The 16,275-nt window shown below is 63.5% G+C and carries 10 protein-coding genes and 1 pseudogene; 8 read left to right on the plus strand and 3 right to left on the minus strand.

Going from position 1 to position 16,275, the window contains the following annotated elements; translation table 11 throughout:
• Positions 1–427: 427 nt before the first annotated feature.
• The gene (locus R2R70_RS07100) at positions 428–3,517 is read right to left on the minus strand and encodes a GNAT family N-acetyltransferase (RefSeq protein ID WP_410977684.1); all 3,090 of its coding nucleotides are present in this window, start codon (positions 3,515–3,517) and stop codon (positions 428–430) included.
• 201 nt (positions 3,518–3,718) lie between these two features.
• On the opposite strand from R2R70_RS07100, the pseudogene R2R70_RS07105 reads away from it, so the two are divergent.
• Positions 3,719–4,651: pseudogene (locus tag R2R70_RS07105) on the plus strand (histone deacetylase family protein); the annotation flags it as partial.
• Positions 4,652–5,144: 493 nt separating this feature from the next.
• Positions 5,145–5,783, plus strand: coding sequence for a helix-turn-helix domain-containing protein (locus tag R2R70_RS07110; RefSeq protein WP_043333550.1), 639 nt, complete (start codon positions 5,145–5,147; stop codon positions 5,781–5,783).
• A 293-nt stretch (positions 5,784–6,076) separates the two neighbouring features.
• Here R2R70_RS07110 and R2R70_RS07115 read toward each other — a convergent pair whose 3' ends face one another.
• Together R2R70_RS07115 and R2R70_RS07120 are read right to left on the minus strand one after the other, a co-directional pair.
• Positions 6,077–7,126: a substrate-binding domain-containing protein gene (locus tag R2R70_RS07115; protein ID WP_410977685.1), complete on the minus strand. Its 1,050-nt coding sequence runs from the start codon at positions 7,124–7,126 to the stop codon at positions 6,077–6,079.
• Positions 7,126–8,061 (minus strand): formate dehydrogenase accessory sulfurtransferase FdhD, encoded by a 936-nt coding sequence (locus tag R2R70_RS07120; protein ID WP_131432980.1) that lies wholly within the window; start codon positions 8,059–8,061, stop codon positions 7,126–7,128. Before R2R70_RS07120 ends, R2R70_RS07115 begins: the two co-directional genes overlap by 1 nt.
• Positions 8,062–8,269: 208 nt before the next feature.
• On the opposite strand from R2R70_RS07120, the gene R2R70_RS07125 reads away from it, so the two are divergent.
• From R2R70_RS07125 to R2R70_RS07150, 6 genes are all read left to right on the plus strand, one after another.
• Entirely contained in the window at positions 8,270–8,827 is a 558-nt protein-coding gene (locus tag R2R70_RS07125) for a DUF3305 domain-containing protein (protein WP_410977686.1), read from the plus strand.
• Entirely contained in the window at positions 8,824–9,609 is a 786-nt protein-coding gene (locus R2R70_RS07130; RefSeq protein WP_410977687.1) for a DUF3306 domain-containing protein, read from the plus strand. The genes R2R70_RS07125 and R2R70_RS07130 overlap by 4 nt, the downstream gene beginning before the upstream one ends.
• A 510-nt stretch (positions 9,610–10,119) precedes the next feature.
• Complete coding sequence (locus R2R70_RS07135; RefSeq protein WP_410977688.1) at positions 10,120–12,036, plus strand: 4Fe-4S dicluster domain-containing protein; 1,917 nt, start codon at positions 10,120–10,122, stop codon at positions 12,034–12,036.
• A 4-nt stretch (positions 12,037–12,040) separates the two neighbouring features.
• Positions 12,041–12,817: a molecular chaperone gene (locus R2R70_RS07140; protein ID WP_410977689.1), complete on the plus strand. Its 777-nt coding sequence runs from the start codon at positions 12,041–12,043 to the stop codon at positions 12,815–12,817.
• A gap of 85 nt (positions 12,818–12,902) precedes the next feature.
• Positions 12,903–13,130: a twin-arginine translocation pathway signal gene (locus tag R2R70_RS07145; protein ID WP_107334842.1), complete on the plus strand. Its 228-nt coding sequence runs from the start codon at positions 12,903–12,905 to the stop codon at positions 13,128–13,130.
• A gap of 214 nt (positions 13,131–13,344) precedes the next feature.
• On the plus strand, positions 13,345–16,191 hold the full coding sequence (locus tag R2R70_RS07150; protein WP_082388779.1) for a molybdopterin-dependent oxidoreductase: 2,847 nt from the start codon (positions 13,345–13,347) through the stop codon (positions 16,189–16,191).
• Positions 16,192–16,275: the final 84 nt, after the last annotated feature.

The following is a 16,275-nucleotide window of genomic DNA, read 5'->3' on the forward strand; positions in this document are numbered from 1 at the left end:
CGGATTCTGTCCATTACGCACTCAATCCGGCAGGGAGAATGGCTCGCCCTGCCGCTGACATCGCGCAATCTGGCCGCAAGCATCGCTTGCCGACCTGCTGACAGAATACTGTGTCATCCCCTGCGCCATTATCCATAAAGGATTCTTATATTTGTAATTACAATACAGTTTTATTGATAAGCGCTCAAACACGAACAGACGTTTATACGACCAAGGTGGTATGCCCTTGACGCTTCTTGCTGATACCTCCCTGAATCACGACATTGCATGTTGTTATTGGTCTATTGCTCTCCATTCCCTGACGCATTGCGTGTTGCCGAGAACCGCCTGGCAAGCCCGCGCACGCGCCCTTGAACAACCTCCACACACGCCTATCAACAAGCCCAGGCACACGCCTATCAACAGGCCCTTGCATCATCAAGGCGCATCAGGCCTTGGCTTCCAGCCTCAGGCGCTGCCAATCACTGACTGGCTCGTTGAGACGTATACTGGCATCGATGACCTGCTCCTCCATGTTGTAGCGACAGGTGAAGCCAAGGTGCTTCATCAAGGCACGCATCGGGTGGTTGTCGATCATGATCTTGCCGACCATCTCCAGCGTGCCCAGCGAGCGGCAATAGCGCAGCATCTTCTCCATCAACAGACTGCCGATCCCCTCGCCTTGCATGTCATCCCGGATGATGACGGAGAATTCGGTGCGAATGTTGTCCGGGTCATTCCATACCCGCACCACCCCCAGCATCTCGCGCTGCGGCGACTCGCCTGGCTGGGCTTCCACTTCACGCTCGGCGATGAAGGCCATCTGACGGTCGTAATTGATCTGGGCGAGCAACGCGAGGTCTCGCTGCGTCAGCGCTGCCTTGTGATGGAAGTAGCGGAAACGAATGCTTTCCTCTGAGAGCCGCGCATGGAAGGCCGTGATCAAGGGCGCATCCTCGCCGCGTATCGGGCGCACCTCGACGTGCATGCCATTGTCCAGCGACACCCATTCACGCAGCTCCTCCGGATACGGCATGATCGCGAAACGAGCCGGTTTGCCGAGATCCAGCGCGAAATCCACCGCCACGGCTTCCTCGCGGTTGAGCAACAACGGATTGATTTCCAACCCTCTTATGTCAGGCAAATCCGATGCCAACTGTGAGAGCTTGATCAACAGCGTGCTGACGCGCTCGAAATCGCGCTCCGGGTCCGGCGAGTGCTCGGCGATCAGGCGGGAGGCATGGCTGCGTGAGATCAGCTCACGCGCCAGTGTCATGTTGAGGGGCGGCAAGGCGACCTGGCGGTCTGCCAGCACATTGACCTTGTAACCGCCGATGCCGAACACGATCACCGGGCCGAATTCGTCATCGCGCGTGATGCCTGCGCTCAACTGCAGCGAGTGTTTGCCACGCTGCATCGGCTGCAGGCAGAACTCATGAATGCGCGTGCGCTCGTGGTCACTGCGGTCGCGCTCGGCATCGCCCTCCGCCACCTTCTGGGTGATGCGGCGGATCGCCAGCGCGATATCCTCCGGACCGGAAAGGTCCTGCACCACGCCGGAAGACAGACGCTGTGGGTAGCGGCGATAGCGGAACGGCTGGCTGTTGTGTTCATGCACCACGCGCAGCGCATAGGGGCCCTGGGGGGAAGGCTTGTCGTCATCCGTGGCAGAACGCTGCAACTCGACGATGGCGCGCGCGCCTTCGGCAGCGTCGAGCACATAGCGGCTGGGCGCGGTCGCGATGCCGTAGGTATCGAGCACCTGCGCCGTCTCCGAGTGGGTCAACCATTCACGACCCGCACGCCGCGCGCTGTGCACCAGATCATGGGCGCGGGCGCGGATCTCGGCACTGGTCGAGAAGGCCAGGCTCGGCGGCGTCTGCTGCAACAGTGTCTGCACACGGTGGTAATCGACCATCTGCAGGAAGGCCTTGACGCCCTTCTCCGGCGACAGATAGGTCGGGATGCCGGCCAGATGGCATTCATGGCGGGCCGAAAGTGCCTGCTCGAGCCCCATCCAGCTGGTCAGCAGGTTGCGTCGGAATTGCTTGCGATGCGCCACCAACGCCTCGGCCGTCGCCCGCGAAGGAGCAAGGCGTGTCGGCGCATGCACGACCAGCACGGCGTCCACGCCACGGTCATTGGCCACGATGTTGACCGCGGCCAGGAAGTCTTCCGGCGTGGCATTGCCGCCCAGATCCACCGGATTGCGCCCCGGCAGGCTGACATCCAGCTCGGCCTTGAGCAGCGCCTGGCGGCTCTCCTCGCTCAGCTCGGCCAGCTTGCCGCCGCCCGCCATCAGCTTGTCGATGGCCAGCAAGGCCGGGCCCAACCCATTGGAGACGATCGCCAGCCGATCACCGCGCAACGGCTTCATGCGATTCAGCGTCTCCAGCGCATCGAACATGTCTTCGCTGTCATTGACGCGCACCACCCCGGCACGCGCGAGGGCAACATCGACGATCCGGTCGCGATTGGGCACGCCACGTGTGACATGTGTGCCGAACAGGTCGGCTTCTGGGGTACGGCCACTCTTGATCGCCAGCACCAGCCGATTGCGGGACGCCTCGCGCAGCGCGGTCATGAAGTGCATCGGGTCGTGAATGCGCTCCAGGTGCAACAGCAACGCTTGCGACGGCCCGTACTGGTTCAGATAGTCGATCAGATCGGGCAGCATCACATCGACGCTGTCGCCCAGGGTCACCAGATGCGAGAAGCCGATGTCGCGCCCCGCCGCCCAGTCGATCATCGCATTGCCCAGCATCCCCGACTGGCCAAGATAGGCGACCTTGCCCTTGGCGACAGGTTGCCCGCTGAAGGAGGCGTTCAGGTGACGGTTGGGCACGCAGATGCCCATGCATTCCGGCCCGAGCAGGCGAATCCCACTGCCTCGGGCAGCCTTGAGCAACCGACTGTTGAGGCTTTCCTGATCACGGTGGATACGCGGGACTTCGACACCCGGCTCTCGTGCCTGCGAGGCGTCCAGCACGTCGTCCGTGCTGTCGGCGATCCGCGGGTAGCGCTCGGCGCTCGACGCGGCAGGCTCGCCGGCCTCATCCAAAGGCGACGTCTCGGTGGCGGAGGGTTCGGGGACTGGCTTGCCAGTAGTGGACCTGTGAATGCCGGGCAGACGCGGGGCAGAGAAGTTCAGCCCGTCGCGGCGTGACAGCATCTCAAGCCCCTTGCCGGTGACGCGAGCCAGCGAGCTGACCGGCGTCGGCGCGACCCCTCCCGAAATCAGCAACGCCGCCTTGACGCCGCGCCGACCCAGCTTCTCGACCACACGCGGCAAGGTATCCGGCGGTGAGCACAGAATGGCCAGGTCCGGCACCTGCTCCAGCTCACTGACTCGCTTGACGCACGCCACGCCATGCACCGTCTCATATCCCTTGGGGTTGACCACCGTCAGGGCGCCCTTGAAGCCCCCTTCAAGCAGATTGCGCAGTACCTGCCCGCCCAGTGAATGCGGCTTTTCCGAGGCGCCGATCACCACGATACTGGCGGGCTCGAAGAAATTGCGCAGAAATCGCGTTCCCATAGGTTTGTCCTGTCAGCGGTTGCGCCTCGTCAGCGCGATATGAGCAGCATGCCGCGAAAGCGCAGGTCTGAACAGCCATCCTCGCGCCCTTCATGCGTGAAACAAGGTAGACCATCGGCGACTGGCTCATGCCATTGACGACTCTTACTGTTACGTCATGGTGCAGACCATTATGACCCGCACACTCACGCAGGCATGCCGATGATCACCTCCTACATATCCCATCGCGACTGCGGTCAGCATTTCATGGGCCCCACACATCCCGAGAGCCCACTGCGTCTGCAGGCCATCGAGCGTCAGCTGGCGCTGAGCGGCGTGATTCAGCATGTCCAGCAATACAGTGCACGAGCGGCAACGCTTGAGCAGCTGGCGCGCGTGCACCCCATGCGCCACCTGCAGGCGCTGGAGAAATGTCCGCCCCAGGCCGGGCAGCTGCTGACCATCAACGAAGACACCGTGATGTGTGCCGATAGCCTGGTCGCGGCGCGACTGGCCGCCGGCGCGGTGGTACGCGGGGTCGACCAGGTGATGCGCGATCAGGCCGACAACGTCTTCTGCGCCGTGCGGCCACCGGGCCACCATGCCGAACGCGCCGATGCGATGGGTTTCTGCTTCTACAACAACGTGGCGGTGGGCGCCCTGCACGCCCGCCAGCATTACGGCGTGAAGCGGATCGCGATCCTCGATTTCGATGTGCACCAGGGCAACGGCACCGTCGATATCTTCAAGCATGACCCCGATACGCTGGTGTGCTCCTCCTTTCAGGACGCCATGTACCCGTGGCGCTACCTGGAGAGCCGCTGGGAGCACATCCACAACACGCCCCTGAGCGAAGGCAGCGGCTCACTGGCCTTCCGGCGCGCCATTGAAGCCCAGTGGCTCAAGAAGCTTGATGACTTCAAGCCGGAGTTGATCCTGATCTCGGCGGGCTTTGATGCACACCGCGAAGACCCGATGGCGGAACTGTGCCTGGAAGATGACGACTATTACTGGGTCACCCTGCTGGCAATGGATGTCGCGCGGCGTCACTGCCACGGGCGTATCGTCTCCGTGCTGGAGGGCGGGTATTGCCTGGAGGCGCTGGGGCGCAGCACCGAGGCGCATCTCAAGGCGCTGGCGGGCTTGCCGATGCAGGATGGCCTCGATGCACGTGCCGGCAGCCATCGCCCCGACCAGCACCCATCAGACCAGCTCGATCTCGCGCCTCCCCCCGTGGATGCCCTCCCGCCCCGCTCCGCCTCTGGCACACCAGACGGCGTCCAGCCGCCGCTTGCCAAGCCCGCCGAGGATGAGCGTGACCACCCGCTGTTCTAGCGTCTGGCTGCTCTAGTGCCCGGCTGTTCTAGCGCTGGGCATCCCCCGCACCGGTAACTTTTCCCCTGGCGCACTCCACACCTCACGACAGGTTTCCCGCAGCCAGGAAACCTGTCGCTGCATCAAGGGAGTACCAGCGAGCCTTCGGTGTCGCGGACAGCCATGTTGGCTGCGTGTCGGGATGATGCGCGCTTGCCATGCTGTGATAAGCTGGCGATAAAGTTTCCGATAGTAAACTTTATCGCCAGCTGACAGCGCTGCGACACCCAATGTCGTGCGCCGCCAATATCACGCCCATAGCGAAGCCACTCTCATGAGCACACCGACAGACAAGGACGCCGCCGTCCGGATCGCCTCCGGTCGCAAACCCTTCGTTGAGCCCCTGAAGCTTGGCGAACGCGTGAAGCAGATCCGCCTCTCCCATCATTGGACGCTGGAAGATGTCAGCCAGCGCACGGGGCTGGCACGCTCGACATTGTCCAAGATCGAGAACGAGCAGATCTCGCCGACCTTCACGGCGGTCCAAAAGCTGATTCATGGTCTGAACATCGACCTGCCGCAGCTGCTGAGCCCGCCCAAGCGCCAGAGTGGCACTCTCGGGCGTCGCGACCTGACGCGCGTCGGTGATGGCAAGTCACACCCGACACCGACCTACGAGCACGAGCTGCTGTCCTGGCAGCTGGCGCAGAAACGCATGATTCCCTTCAAGACTCGCGTGCGCGCGCGCAGCTTCGATGACTTCCCCGACTGGGTGCGTCACGACGGCGAGGAGTTCCTGATGGTCTTGGCGGGCAGCATTCTGCTCTATTCGGAATTCTATGAACCCTTGCCGCTGGGCGATGGCGACAGCATCTATTTCGACTCCGACATGGGTCATGCCCTGGTTTCTACCAGCGAAGAAGATGCCATCGTGCTGTCGGTGTGCACTCGCAATGATTCGGATCCGAGCTGAGCTGATTTGAAATGAGCTGGGCTGTGTTGAAGTGAGATAAGCCAAGTAACGTGCTGGCAGGAAGCTAAACCGGAAAGATAGCCTTAACGCGAGCGCCACCTGGCCGGCCCATTCGAAACAACGACTTGCTTGACCATGCTCGCCGTCAGCCCGAAATAAAAAAATCGCCCACTAGCCATGCGCTAATGGGCGATTTTTTTGGATGTCGCAAAGACGCTCATGGCTTCCGCCGAGTCCTGACCGCCAGCATCCGCTAGGCTTTCAGTTTATCGAACGTCTCAATACTGAGCGCCTCAATCGTGCTGTGCGGCATCGCCGCGCCAGATCAACTGACCGCATTCGCGCAGATCATAGCCACCGAGGGATTGCGCCAGCTGGATACCATTCGGTGTGGCCAGATAGTCCAGCAATCCCTGGAAGAGGTCGCGGAAGTAGACATTGCGCGGTACCACCAGGTCGAAGGCCTCTTCACAGACCGGCACGAAGCCGAGGCCGAACTCATTGGCGGCCGACAGCGTGCCGGGGCCGACATCCACCTCGCCCCGCGCCACCATCGAGGCCACCTCACGCTCGGAATAGGCGATCGCCAGGGTGTTGAGCTGCTCGGCACGCATCTGATGGCCGGACAGCCACTCTTGCAGGAAGCGCTGCGACCCCGCCCCCTCCTGTCGCACCGCCCAACGCCGCTGCGAACCGAACAGGCCGCTGGGGTCGATGGACAGATGGCGATCATCATTGCGGATGATCAGCCCCTGGGTACGACGCGCAAGCCGCACCATCACCCACTGACGATAGCCATCGTGGCCGCGAATCAGCGCCGGATGACGCAGCGCCGCCTCTTCCGCGCGCCCCCAGTGAATGGCGCAGACATCAGCACGCCCCTGGCTGAGCAGATCAAGCCCCAGACGCGTACCGGTCACACTCATGCCATAGAAGGCGCTACCGGCATGCTGCTGATTGAGACGCATGGAGAGCGCAGCCAGCAGCGGGTCGTCACTGCCGGTGATCATCAGGCGATCCGCCAGCACACCATGATGGCTGGACTCGAGAATCCATTGCTCCACCAGGCGCCGCGGAAACAACCACTTGCCGGTCACCTTGGTCGCCGGCATGGTCCCGTCACTGGCCAGCTGATAGATCTTCTTCTCGTTGAGGTGCAGCAGGCGCGCGACTTCCTGCACCGTCAGAAAGGGGTTGTCGTGGGGGACCGGAGCCTGCCGGCCGGTGGCCGCATTCAGTGCCTCGCCTGTAGACTCAGCGGTAGAGCCACCCGCAGGTGCGCCGAGTCCAGAGGAAAAGCCCTGTGAGGGTATGACGCCCAGAGGCGAAGAAAGACGACTCATCACTGCGCCCCCTTGTCATGTCCGGCTGCGCCATCTGCTGAAGATGGCTTTCCTGACGCGTCATGGCGAGATGACTTGAGAGCGTCGCCGGCACGCAGCGGCGGGATGGCGTCCAGCACCAGCCGCCCGGCAGGGTCCACCGCCTGGAAGTGGCGCCCCTTGGCGCGCGCGATCAACAACACGCCAAAGCGTTCCGCCAGCTCCACTCCCTTCTGCGTGACACCTGAGCGTGAGACCAGCACCGAGATCCCCGCCTGAGCCACCTTTAGCACCATCTCGGAAGTCAGACGACCGGTGGTGTAGAAGATATTGGCCCCCTGATAATCACTGGCATCATCACTCAAAGGCGCCAACCAGCTCAGCCCCGCCAGCGTATCGACGGCGTTGTGGCGGCCGACATCCTCGATGAACGCCAGCACTTCATCATCCCGACACAGGGCGCAACCATGCACCGCACCGGCCTTGCGATAGGTCGCGTTGTGCGCCGCCAGCGCCTCCAGCAGGCGATACAACAAGGCCTGGCTAAAGGGGCCTGCGTCCAGCGCAGCCAGCGATTGACGCTCCAGCAGATTGCCGAATACCGTGCCCTGCCCACAGCCGGTGGTCACGGTGCGCTTGCCGAGGCGCTGCTCGATATCCTCGGGCAGATGACGCGTCACCACCGAGGCGCTCTCGACTTCCCAGTCCACCTGCAGCGCCTCGAGGTCCTCAAGCTCACCCAGTAGGCCCTGGTTGCGCAGATAACCGGCCACCAGCGCCTCAGGTTCGGCGCCCAGAGTCATCAAGGTGACGATCTCGCGCCGATTGAGATAGATGGTCAGCGAGCGCTCGGCGGCAATGGACTGCTGATGGCGTTCACCGCGCTCATCCATGACTTCGATGTCCAGCGTGGTGGGTAGTGTGGCGCGACTGATCGCTGGCCGTGCAGAGGGCATCATGAACTCGGGTCTCCCTGATCGAGCCGGTTGGAATGGCAATTCTTGCGCTGAATCGCCGTAGAGTACCAGTCTGATGGCTAAGCTGTCCCCGCACTGACTGACGGTAACCCTGATATCGCGTGCGCCGGCATGTATCTTGCACACTAGCACCATCGCAGCATTCTTTTCAGACCCGCTTGCGGGTACAGCAGTGAACAAGGAAGCCATGTCTGAATCCATCCCTCCCCGCAGTGACGACACCCGCTGGTTGAGCGTCACCCTGGCGCCCACAACGCAGAAGCTGGGGCGCTTCAGCATCGACACCTGGCGCATTGCTGACCTCTCGCCCTCTGCAACGCCAGAGACGGAATCGCACGTAGCGGAGCCTGCCACCGCTGATGAAGTAGCGCATCGCCGCATCCTGCCGCTGCAGCTTCACCTGACAGAGCGCACCGATTACCGCTACAACCTGCGCTGCGAGCAGCCGCGTCTGTTCGTCCAATGCGATGAGCGCGAAGCCGACGGCATGCAGCCCCGCGTGGTGACGGCCTGTCAGGAGGTAGCATCGCATTGGATGGATGGCGACCAGCTGGTGCTGGACGTGCCGATGCCCCCGGCCTTGATGGTGTGGCTGGAAGCCTACCTCGCGCGTCACGGCGAACGACTCGATGAAGGCAAGAAGAAGAAACGCAAGGGCGCCGGGCGCGCCAGTCAGGCAGAGCAGCACGCCGCGACGCCCAACAAGACTCATCAGCCCGGTGATGGTACGGAAAGCACGTCATGAGCCAGCACGACGATAACGCAAGCCGGGCCAATGAAGGCCTGTTCTCGCGCTGGTCACGCCGCAAGCAAGGCGACAGCCGCCGTGAAGACCAACTGTCACAGGTGGACAGCGCCGAGGTGACCAAGGGCGACAGCCTCCCATCCTCACAGGTGGGAGTCGTCTTTGACAACAGCGTTGACACCCCTGCAGCGCGCGTCTCGCAGCACGAAGCCCTGGGCGGCGACAGCCCCTCCTCGACAGCAGAGCAGGCAGCAGAGCAGGCATCAGCCGAGAGCGATCAGCAGGCAGCAGACGCTGACAACGCTGAAGTGCCAGTCATCGAGCTGCCAGACCTCGACACCCTGACCCCAGACGCCGACATCAGCGCCTTCATGCAGAGCGGCGTGGACCCGGCGCTACGCCAGCGTGCGCTGCGACGCATCTTCATGGGGGGCGAGCACTCGGTGCGCGATGGGCTGGATGACTACGACCAGGACTTCTCCCAGATGCGCCCGCTCGCCGAAGGTGTCGCCGACACGCTGCGCAGCTGGACCCGCAAGGTCGAAGAAGGCCTGGAAAAGCTCGATGAGGCAAGCGAGACACCCCAGGCGGATACGGCGCAGGAGACAGACGACCAGATCGCTGAGCAGGCGCCTGACGGTGAGGCGCCAGTGGGCGAGTCACACGCGACGCCCAGCGACGAGATACTCGAGTCGCCTGACCCGCAAGCGATACCAGCAGAAGACTCGCGCGAGCCAGCTCCCGCGCCAGATGATGTCGACGGCGTCCGCCACAAGCCGTGAGCCGGGGCTGGCCCCACAAACGGCTCCAGTGCCAGGGCTGAGCGCGTCAGGGCTCAGGACACCAGAGCGTCAGGATGACGCGCCGCACAATCAACATGCATCATTATGACCCACGAGTAAGCCGAATACGTCTGACCGAGGTCATCCTGATGCCTCATGAGTCACCCTGACGCGCCTCATCAAGGCGCACTGACTGCAACGCACATGCAAGATTCAGCATGACATGCCAACCCTTGAAGATGATGACTGGCGTCAACCGCCTGCGCTGATGAGTGCCTGCGCGACCTGACCGCGCCTCTCTTCTCCCCGGGCGTGAAAACGGCAATGTTATCAACAGCAAGCAAAGATGGTTGGCCTGTCATGACCCCCCCACTGAACGACTGTCGATCGCCGACCCGGCTCTGACCGCGAGAGACCGCGAGAATCAGCGACGACCGGGACCTGCATCATCCGCCTGCCACCTGACGGCAGCTTGCATGCAAGGTCCGCCACGACCGAATAAGGATGAGGATGCTCAGCTCAAGCCTCGAGAGCGCTCAGCGCGCCCTCAATCAACAAGCACGCCAACGCGCCCTGTCATCCGCCATGGGTGGCTCGCCTGCCTCAAGTCTGCCGCTGTTGGCGACGGATGCCGGTAGCGCGCCCATCCGCTATCACAGTCAGGGACGCACCGTGATCATCGGCAGCGAAGCGCGAGTGCGAGCACTGGCGAGTCTGCTGACACGCCTGCCGGCCACCGCTCAGCTGCCGATGGCACTCTTGATCAGTGAGCAGGACAACAGTGCGCTGGTGACGATGGATGAACAGCATCTCGCCGCCAGTGAGTCGCTGCCTGCGCACAGTGCTCCGCGTGACATGCTCGCGTTGAGCGGTTACCTCGGCCAGTTCAGCCTTGCCAGTGATGGCGTCAATCTGGCCGCCGCGCTGATGCCGGCAGGTGCTGGCAGCGCGACCCATTTCGACCTGATCGCCGACCTGTCCAGCCAGCCGCTCAACCAGGCGGAACTGCCACCGCCCGGCTATCTGCAAGCCGGCTCGGACGTCATCGCCGAGCTGGATCAGCTGATCGCCGATGCTGAGGCCTCTCAGGAATCACTGTCACAGCTGACCGCCTGGGCGATGCAGTTCGCGGGCCTGATCGGCAACTTCGACAAACCGAATTACGTGACCGTCAATCTCGATACCTGCGCGCATTCCAGTGCCGGCAATATCGGCTGCACGCGTTGCCTGTCATCGTGCAGCGCCGATGCCATCTTCTCGGTGGCCGGTCGTCGCAATGCGCATATCGAGATCGATCCTTACCTGTGCCACGGCGCGGCCAGCTGCGTCAGCGCCTGCCCGACCGGCGCGCTGAGCTTCACCCAGCCCCCGGCCGAGCAGCGCATGGAGCAAATCCAGCGCCTGCTGGAGCGCTATCAGGATGGCGGTGGCCTCTACCCGCTGCTGCGCTATCGCCTGGAGCAACCCCCTGCCTCCCAGACTGCCCTGGCGAGTGTCGACCAGGAGCGCTGCCTCGATATCACTCTCGAGGAAATCTCCGCCACCGGGCAAGACGAGTGGCTGGCCGCACTCGCACTTGGCGCGACGCAGGTCATCGTCGAACTGCCCCACGACCTGCCTGCAGGCCAGCTCCAGCAGCTCGATAGCGAACGGCGCCTGGCACTGACCTTGCTCGACAGCATGGGGCTTGCCACTGCGGCCAGTGGCGAGCCGCGCATACGCTTCGTCTCGCTGCCATCCGCTCTGCCACAAATGGATAGCTACGAGGCTGCCCCCCTGCCCCTGATCACGCCGCTGTGTGTCGCTCTGGCGCCGGGCGCGGACAGTGAAGAAGAGCAGCACCCCAGCCAGCCGATCGCCCGTGACTGGCTGCTGGGTCAGCCGCAGGCACGCCCCGGCAAGCGCGAACGCCTCAATCGGGTGCTCGATCACCTGGCGACCCTGTCGGTCGCGGACCTGGCGCAGGACAGCGTCGCCGTGCCGACAGGCGCGCCCTTCGGCGTGGTGAACGTCGACAGCGACAACTGCACGCTGTGCCAGGGATGTGTCGCCGTCTGCCCGACCAGCGCTCTCTCGGCCAATCGCACGTCACCTGCACTATCCTTCACTCAAGGTGACTGCGTGCAGTGTGGCCTGTGCGAGCAGGCATGCCCGGAGCAGGTCATCACCCTGACGCCTGGCTTTGCCCCGCAGCCCGACGTGCGCCGCGAACCACAGCTCATCAAGCAGGATGTGCCCTTCCCCTGCATCAGCTGTGGCACGCCGTTCGGCTCCACCGCCACCATCACGGCGATGCAGACCAAACTGGCCTCGCATGCCTACTTCCAGGGCGATGGCGCACTGCGCCTGAAGATGTGCAGCGACTGCCGCGTCAAGGACATCTGGCACGAAATGGCACGCAATCCCGATGCCCAACTCAAGGTTTGAGCCAATGACATCACCCACGTCGACTCCCGACGACTTTGCAGCAGGTGGGACTGACGATCGTGCACCTGACACCACTGCGGCCGACTCTCTGATAAGCCATAGTGAAGAACAGCAGGCATTGCGCGCCGACCTCTACCGGCTGCTGGCGCGACTGTTGCGCGCGGCACCGGATGCGGAACTGATCGACTTTCTGGCCGAACTCGACCATGACGCCATCAGCCTGCCCGGGGCCGCCGAGCAGCAACTGCCGCGCGCGCTGGCATCGTTGTCATTGGCCGCCCGCGTCAGCGACTCGCGCCGGCTGGAAGACGACTTCTTCCAGAGCCTGGTAGGCGTGGTGCAGGGCGAGGTAGTGCCCTACGCCAGCTGGTACCTCACCGGCTCGCTGATGGAGATGCCGCTGGTCGCCCTGCGCCAGGACCTGAAACGCCTCGGCTTCGAACGCCAGAGCGATGTGCATGAGCCCGAAGATCATCTCGGCGCGCTGTGCGAAGTGATGGCCATGCTGATCGATGAGGTACCCGGCGAGCAGGTCAATTTCTTCCGCCGCCATGTGGCCAGCTGGGGCGAGCGCTGCTGCGCCGACCTCGCGGGACGCGAGAGCCCCTTCTATGCCGCCGTCGGCTACCTGGGGCAGGCCTTCCTGCGAGCGGAGCGCCTGAACCTCGGTGACTCGATCCCGCTGCATGCGGCGACCGAAAACAACTCTGGCGAGCAGGTGACGACCGAGGCCGTCCAGCTCGTCACGCCAGCCAGTGTGGCACCCGACGCAAGACACTGATGTCACGCATGACGTGAAGCAACATTCGAGACTGCAACGCTATCCATCTCGCATCACCCAGCAGCATTGCCGACAGGAGATCAGCATGAAGACTGATGACGCAAAAGACAGCCATAACCAGGCGCGCCAGGGGCGCCGCAAATTCCTGCGCGTACTGGGCGCCAGCACCGTAGGGGTTGCCGCAGCAGGGTCATTGGCCGGTGCCGTGATTCCGGACCAGGCCGCGCCAGAGGCACCCGTCAAGGACAAGGGCACTGACAATTATCGCGAGAGTGATCACGTCAAGGCCTTCTACGCAACGCTGCGTGACTGAATGCTAGACAGACAGTGCCCTGAGCCTGCGCCATGCGCGCGGCCAGCGGCCTGAACAACGGGCAGCGCGGAGAGGTTTCCGCCCGCCATCGACAGTGACAAGTCGGCACGGATCAGGACTGCCCCTGATCTGAAAGACCGCCGCTCCCGACATTGCCCCCTGACCCGCTCACGCGGCCCGGGCAATGATTCGGGTGACGAGGAGAGATGATGTCATGCGACTGACCCCCACCCCCTCTGCCAAAGAGACCTCAGGACTCGGTATCAACCGCCGCCAGTTCCTGAAACGCAGCGGTGTCGCCACCGGCGGCCTTGCCGCCGCGAGCTTCATGGCCGCCCCGATGATGAAACGCGCCGAAGCCAAGACCGAAGTGTCTGATGCGCCGGTCGAGACGAAGCGCACCATCTGCTCACACTGCTCCGTGGGCTGCGGCGTCTATGCCGAGGTCCAGGAAGGTGTCTGGACCAAGCAGGAACCCGCCTTCGATCACCCCTTCAACCGTGGCGCACACTGCGCCAAGGGCGCATCCCTGCGTGAGCATGGTCACTCTGACCGTCGCCTCAAGTACCCGATGAAGCTCGAAGGTGGCAAGTGGAAGAAGCTCTCCTGGGAGCAGGCCATCGAGGAAGTCGGCGACAAGGTGCTCGAGCTCACCAAGGAGCACGGCCCCGATAGCATCTACTGGCTGGGCTCGGCCAAGTTCAGCAATGAACAGGCCTACCTGATGCGCAAGTTCGCGGCCCTGTTCGGCACCAACAACGTCGATCACCAGGCGCGTATCTGCCACTCCACCACGGTGGCCGGGGTCGCGAATACCTGGGGCTACGGGGCGATGACCAACTCCTTCAACGACATGCACAACTGTCGTTCGATCCTGTTCATCGGCTCCAACCCGTCCGAAGCGCACCCGGTGGCCATGCAGCACATCCTGCTGGCCAAGGAGCGCTCCAACGCCGAGATCATCGTCGTCGATCCGCGCTTCACGCGGACCGCCGCCAAGGCCAACAAGTACGTGCGCCTGCGCCCGGGCACCGATGTCGCCTACATCTGGGGCCTGCTGTGGCACATCTTCGAGAACGGCTGGGAAGATGAGGCCTACATCCAGCAGCGTGTCTACGGCATGGATGAAGTGCGTGCCGAAGTCGCCAAGTTCCCGCCGGCGGAAGTCGAGCGCATCACCGGCGTAGCCGAGGCCGACATGCTCGACGTCGCGCGCCGGCTGTCCCAGAACCGTCCAGGCAGCGTCGTGTGGTGCATGGGCGGCACCCAGCACACCACCGGCAACAACAACACCCGCGCCTACTGCATCCTGGAACTGGCGCTGGGCAACATCGGCAAGTCCGGTGGCGGCGCCAACATCTTCCGTGGCCACGACAACGTCCAGGGCGCCACGGATCTGGGCCTGATGTCCCACTCCCTGCCGGGCTACTACGGCCTCTCCGAAGGCGCGTGGAAGCACTGGTCCAAGGTCTGGAACGTCGACTTCGAGTGGATCCAGAACCGCTACGACCAGACCGAATATCACGACGGCAAGCCGATGCACACCAACGGCATCACCGTCTCGCGCTGGGTCGATGGCGTGCTCGAGAACCCGGACCGCATCTCCCAGCGCACCGCGCTCAAGGCGATGTTCTACTGGGGCCATGCCGTCAACTCCCAGACCCGCGGGCCGGAGATGAAGAAGGCGATGGCCAAGCTGGACATGATGGTGGTGGTCGACCCCTATCCGACCATCGCCGCCGTCATGCACGACCGTACCGACGGCGTCTACCTGCTGCCGGCCGCGACCCAGTTCGAGACCACCGGCAGCGTGACCAACTCCAGCCGCTCCCTGCAGTGGCGCGATCAGGTCATCGAGCCGATGTTCGAGTCCAAGCCCGACCACGAGATCATGTACCTGCTGTCTCGCAAGCTGGGCTTCGCCGACGAACTGTTCCGCAACATCAAGGTCGAGGGCAGCGTGCCCGTCGTCGAGGACATCACGCGCGAGTTCAATGCCGGCATGTGGACGGTGGGTTACACCGCCCAGAGCCCTGAGCGCCTGAAGGCACACCAGCAGAACTGGCACACCTTCGACTTCGAGACGCTCAAGGCGCGCGGCGGCCCGGCCAACGGCGACTTCTACGGTCTTCCCTGGCCGTGCTGGGGCACGCCGGAGATGGGTCACCCGGGCTCGCCCATCCTGTATGACACCTCCAAGACGGTGGCCGAGGGTGGCGGCAACTTCCGCGCACGTTATGGCGTGGAGCACAACGGCACCAACATCCTCGCGGAAGGCTCCTGGTCCAAGGGCGCCGAGATCGAGGATGGCTATCCGGAATTCACCGACAAGCTGCTCAAGCAGCTGGGCTGGTGGGATGACCTGACGGCCGAGGAAAAGCAGGCGGCGGAAGGCAAGAACTGGAAGACCGATCTCTCCGGCGGCATCCAGCGCGTGTGCATCAAGCATGGCTGCATGCCGTATGGCAACGCCAAGGCGCGCGCCCTGGTGTGGACCTTCCCGGACCCGATCCCCAAGCACCGCGAGCCGCTCTACACCGCGCGTCGCGACCTGGTGAAGGACTACCCGACCTGGCCGGATTCCGAGTCCATCTATCGCCTGCCGACGCTCTACGCCTCCATCCAGGAGAAGGACGTCAGCGCCAAGTACCCGATCACCCTGACCTCGGGCCGCCTGGTGGAATACGAAGGGGGTGGCGAAGAGACACGCTCCATTCCGTGGCTGGCCGAGCTGCAGCAGGAGATGTTCGTCGAGATCAATCCGGCTCTGGCCAATGATCAGGGCATCAAGGACGGCGACATGGTGTGGGTCGAGGGTGCCGAGGGCGGCCGCGTCAAGGTGATGGCGATGGTCACCGAGCGTGTCGGCCCGGATGTCGTCTTCATGCCCTTCCACTTCGGTGGGCATTACGAGGGCGAATCCCTCGAGTCCCGCTATCCGGAAGGCACCGTGCCCTATGTGCTCGGTGAATCGGCCAATACCGCGACCACCTACGGCTACGACCCCGTGACCCTGATGCAGGAAACCAAGGTCACCTTGTGCCGCGTCAGCCTCGCCTGACTCGAGTGACGGCCGCGTCCCGGTGACGCGGCCCGGACGCAGCGCAAGACACGATCGGACGTATCCGTTACCAGAATCATCCGG

This window comes from Cobetia sp. SIMBA_158 (assembly GCF_046566945.1).
Lineage (GTDB): Bacteria > Pseudomonadota > Gammaproteobacteria > Pseudomonadales > Halomonadaceae > Cobetia > Cobetia amphilecti.

Excerpts from the sequence above, each read along its gene's own strand:
- R2R70_RS07100 (WP_410977684.1), bottom strand. The coding sequence starts at position 3,517 with ATGGGAACGCGATTTCTGCGCAATTTCTTCGAGCCCGCCAGTATCGTG.
- R2R70_RS07135 (WP_410977688.1), top strand. The coding sequence starts at position 10,120 with ATGCTCAGCTCAAGCCTCGAGAGCGCTCAGCGCGCCCTCAATCAACAA.
- R2R70_RS07125 (WP_410977686.1), top strand. The coding sequence starts at position 8,270 with ATGTCTGAATCCATCCCTCCCCGCAGTGACGACACCCGCTGGTTGAGC.
- R2R70_RS07115 (WP_410977685.1), bottom strand. The coding sequence starts at position 7,126 with ATGAGTCGTCTTTCTTCGCCTCTGGGCGTCATACCCTCACAGGGCTTT.
- R2R70_RS07120 (WP_131432980.1), bottom strand. The coding sequence starts at position 8,061 with ATGCCCTCTGCACGGCCAGCGATCAGTCGCGCCACACTACCCACCACG.
- R2R70_RS07145 (WP_107334842.1), top strand. The coding sequence starts at position 12,903 with ATGAAGACTGATGACGCAAAAGACAGCCATAACCAGGCGCGCCAGGGG.
- R2R70_RS07110 (WP_043333550.1), top strand. The coding sequence starts at position 5,145 with ATGAGCACACCGACAGACAAGGACGCCGCCGTCCGGATCGCCTCCGGT.
- R2R70_RS07140 (WP_410977689.1), top strand. The coding sequence starts at position 12,041 with ATGACATCACCCACGTCGACTCCCGACGACTTTGCAGCAGGTGGGACT.
- R2R70_RS07130 (WP_410977687.1), top strand. The coding sequence starts at position 8,824 with ATGAGCCAGCACGACGATAACGCAAGCCGGGCCAATGAAGGCCTGTTC.
- R2R70_RS07150 (WP_082388779.1), top strand. The coding sequence starts at position 13,345 with ATGCGACTGACCCCCACCCCCTCTGCCAAAGAGACCTCAGGACTCGGT.